5 protein-coding genes are annotated in these 3,514 nt (G+C 62.3%); 4 read left to right on the forward strand and 1 reads right to left on the reverse strand.

What is annotated here, in order from left to right:
- Window positions 1-194: 194 nt before the first annotated feature.
- The 3 genes from NW837_RS01370 to NW837_RS01380 are packed head-to-tail and all read left to right on the forward strand — an operon-like array spanning window position 195 to window position 2,518.
- On the forward strand, window positions 195-1,463 hold the full coding sequence (locus tag NW837_RS01370; protein WP_414328931.1) for an FAD-dependent oxidoreductase: 1,269 nt from the start codon (window positions 195-197) through the stop codon (window positions 1,461-1,463).
- Window positions 1,451-1,648: a sulfur carrier protein ThiS gene (gene thiS, locus NW837_RS01375; protein WP_414328933.1), complete on the forward strand. Its 198-nt coding sequence runs from the start codon at window positions 1,451-1,453 to the stop codon at window positions 1,646-1,648. The genes NW837_RS01370 and thiS overlap by 13 nt, the downstream gene beginning before the upstream one ends.
- 42 nt (window positions 1,649-1,690) lie before the next feature.
- Entirely contained in the window at window positions 1,691-2,518 is an 828-nt protein-coding gene (locus NW837_RS01380; protein ID WP_414328934.1) for a thiazole synthase, read from the forward strand.
- Window positions 2,519-2,540: 22 nt separating this feature from the next.
- Here NW837_RS01380 and NW837_RS01385 read toward each other — a convergent pair whose 3' ends face one another.
- On the reverse strand, window positions 2,541-3,173 hold the full coding sequence (locus tag NW837_RS01385) for a class I SAM-dependent methyltransferase (protein WP_414328936.1): 633 nt from the start codon (window positions 3,171-3,173) through the stop codon (window positions 2,541-2,543).
- 84 nt (window positions 3,174-3,257) lie between these two features.
- On the opposite strand from NW837_RS01385, the gene NW837_RS01390 reads away from it, so the two are divergent.
- A partial coding sequence (locus NW837_RS01390) for a M50 family metallopeptidase (protein ID WP_414328937.1) occupies window positions 3,258-3,514 on the forward strand: 257 nt, incomplete at its 3' end.

Here is a 3,514-nt window from a genome sequence, read left to right on the forward strand (position 1 = left end):
TGATCACCTCCCCCAACACCGCCAGCAACACCGGCACCCCCAGACGGATCCCGGAGACCAACAGCGAGATCAAACAAAAAGCTCCAAGTGAAAAGGCGTTCCAGCGAAGCTTGGCCCAGCACTCCATCAACAAATGCAGGCACAGGTGGGAGCAGATTCATCGCCGAGCTGGAAAGCCTATCATGGGATCCAGTATGGAATCCATCGTGCCAGTGGTGCGGGGCACTTTAACCCTTCCACCCTCCTCTTCTCTGACAAATCCGGCAGCCAGCCTGACGGGCCCATCCGCTGCTGCGTCAGCAGTAGGGATCACTTTGCCTTGGGCAGCGCAGCGGGATCCCATCCTTGTCCTCGGGGCTGGGCTGATGGGGCGTCTGTTGGCCGCCAGCCTTGTCGAGGTTGGGCATCCTGTCCGCATTGTGGAGGCGGCTCCTGCTGCTGCTGTTGAGAGCAGTGCTGCCCATTTTGCCGCTGCTATGCTGGCTCCCCTAGCCGAGTCTGCCATCGCCGAAGCCAGTGTGGTGGCCCAGGGATACTACGCCCTTTCTCGTTGGCCCTCTCTTTTGGCCAGCTTGCCGCAGCCGGTTTTCTTTCAGCAAGAAGGCACTCTGATCCTCTGGCACCGCCAAGATGCCGGGGAAGCCAAGCGCTTCTCGGCGCTACTGGCCGCTGTGGGAGAACACCTCCCGCATCTCCCCCGCCCTCAGCCGCTGGATGCCCAGGCTATTGCCGAGCTGGAGCCATCGGTAGCCGGGCGATTTGCGCAGGGCCTGTATCTTCCCCAAGAGGGCCAACTGGACAACCGCCAACTGTTGTCGGCTCTGCTGGCCAAGCTGCGGCAGCACGAGGTGGAGGTGGAGTGGGGTTGCCCCTGGGATCTGAAGCAGGCCCAAGCCTGGCAGCAGCAAACCGGAGGCTGGGTTTTGGATTGCCGCGGCCTGGGGGCCCAAAAAGAATGGGGCGGGCCAAGACTGCTGCGCGGAGTTCGGGGTGAGGTGGTGCGCCTGTATGCCCCAGAAGTCTCTTTGCGGCGCCCAACCCGGCTGTTGCATCCTCGCTATCCGATCTACATCGCTCCCAAGCCGGGACACCTGTTCGTAGTGGGGGCCACTGAAATCGAATCTGAGGATCGCTCGCCGGTGAGCGTCCGCTCCGCCCTGGAGTTGCTCAGCGCCGCCTACGCCGTACATCCTGCCTTTGCCGAAGCGCGTATCCTGGAATTGGGCAGCCAATGTCGTCCCACCTTGGCGGATAACCTGCCAGCCGTGGTGGAGCGCTCACCTCGCCTGTTGCAGATCAACGGCCTCTATCGCCATGGCTTTCTGATCTCCCCGGCCATCCACGATGCTGTCTTGGAGTATCTCCACCAGGGTAGTTGTCGCTTGGCCCAGCAGCTTGGGATCCCCTTTCAGGTGCAGGCTGCCCCTCTTTCCGGTGAGTCCCTGTCGCCATGCGTGTCTTGATCAACCAAAAGCCTTACGATTTGCCGGAAGGCACCACTTTGGCCGAGGCAGTGGCTCAGGTGGGGGCCAGCGGCCCTTTCGCGGTAGCGGTTAATCTGAAGTTTGTGCCACGTGCGCAGCACGAGCAAACCCGTCTGCAAGAAGGCGACCAGGTGGAGATCGTCACTCCGGTTGCTGGCGGCTAGTGCCCCCCTTGCTTCCTGCTCTGTCCTGACTTTGCCCCGACAATGTCCACCCTTCTCCAGCTTTCCCCCTCCACTTGGGCCAATGAGGATCCCTTGGTGCTCTATGGCCAACCATTGCCCAGCCGTCTGATGTTGGGTACGGCTCGCTACCCTTCGCCAGCCATTTTGGAGCAGGCGGTGGCGCGCGCGCAGCCCTGTTTGTTGACGGTTTCTCTGCGGCGGCAAGGGGCACTGGGGCCAGAAACTTCCCAGAGGTTCTGGGCTCTGTTGCAGAAGATGGGGATCCCAGTTCTGCCCAACACCGCCGGCTGCCACAGCGTGCAGGAGGTGATCACAACGGCGGAGATGGCGCGGGAGGTGTTCGGCACCGACTGGATCAAGCTGGAGTTGATCGGGGATGACTACACGCTGCAGCCGGATCCCGTGCAACTGCCCACTGCTGCTGCTGAGCTGGTCCGGCGCGGCTTTAAGGTGCTGCCCTATAGCACCGACGACCTGGTGCTCTGCCAGCGGCTTTTGGATGCTGGCTGTGAGGTGGTGATGCCCTGGGCGGCCCCCATCGGCACCGGGAAAGGCCCTCTCAACCCCTACAACTTGCGCCTGCTGCGGGAGCGGATCGAGGCGCCGCTGATCGTGGATGCCGGCTTGGGCCTGCCCTCCCATGCCTGCCAGGTGATGGAGTGGGGCTTCGACGGGGTGCTGCTGAACACGGCGGTGGCCTTGGCCCGGGATCCGGTGGCCATGGCCGAGGCCTTTGCAGAAGCGGTGCGCTCAGGCCGCCGAGCCTACCTGGCCGGGGCCATGATCCCTCAGGAAACAGCTCAGCCCAGTACGCCTGTCCTCGGCACTCCCTTTTGGCACCAGGGCTGACTGCCGCTCTCAGGGGTGCAGCTCAGGCGGCAGGCTTTCGCGCCTGGATAACCTGCAGAGCTCCCCCAGCGTGGAGGGTCTGCCGGATGGATTGCCACCCCTGCTGCTGCAAATGCTCGGGCAAGTCCAGCTTGAGTAGCTCCCAGGCGGTCTCGGTTTCAAACAGGGCCAAAAAGAGGGCCAGCCCAGGCCAGATCAAGGGTTGTCGAGGCGCGTGCAGATCCAGAATCAAGAGTCCTCCCCCCGGCTTGAGCACCCGCCACACTTCCCGCAGCACCTGCTCCAAGTCGGCGAAGGACAATTCGTGCAGAGCCAAGCTGGTATGCACCCAATCAAAGCTGGCATTGGGAAAGGGCATATCTTGGGCAAAGGCCTCCACAAACTCCACCTGGGGAAGGCGTTTGCGGGCTGCCGCTAGAGCTTTGGGGGAAGCATCCAGGCCCACCACCTGCTGGCTCAGCTCCGCCAACAGTGGGGTTACTTCAGCTGGGCCACAGCAGAGATCCAACACCCGCTCCTGGGGATGAATCTGGATCCCTTGTAGGGGCAATTTCCGCAGCCGCTCGTATCCCCCCACCGCCAGAGCAGCCCCGCGGCTGATGCTGCGGTAAAGCCAGGGAAAGCGGTAGCTCCAGTCGCGCAGGAAGGTGGCCACAGACAGGGATCCCTCAGGGGCTCTTTCAGCCTACCTAGCCCCTCTCCCAGCAGGGGAGTTGGCCTGGCTATTTTCTTGGCCTATGTGGAACTTTTTCCCGCCGGCAGTCGTCTGGGGCGATGGGCCATCTTAGGCCTTTTCTCCATCCACCTGCTGATGATGACTCAGTTTGAGCTGCCTTCTCCCCCTTCTGGAAGACCTAACCGGCACAGCTTGGTTTGGCTGGTGGTTGCTGCAGGTCTGACGGTCTTGCTCTGGCGGTTTCCCTGGGGTAACTACATCCTCTACCCCTTTACCTTGTTGGCCACCTGGTTTCACGAGATGGGCCATGGTCTGATGGC

It is taken from the genome of Synechococcus sp. R6-10 (assembly GCF_047461815.1).
Lineage (GTDB): Bacteria > Cyanobacteriota > Cyanobacteriia > Thermostichales > Thermostichaceae > Thermostichus.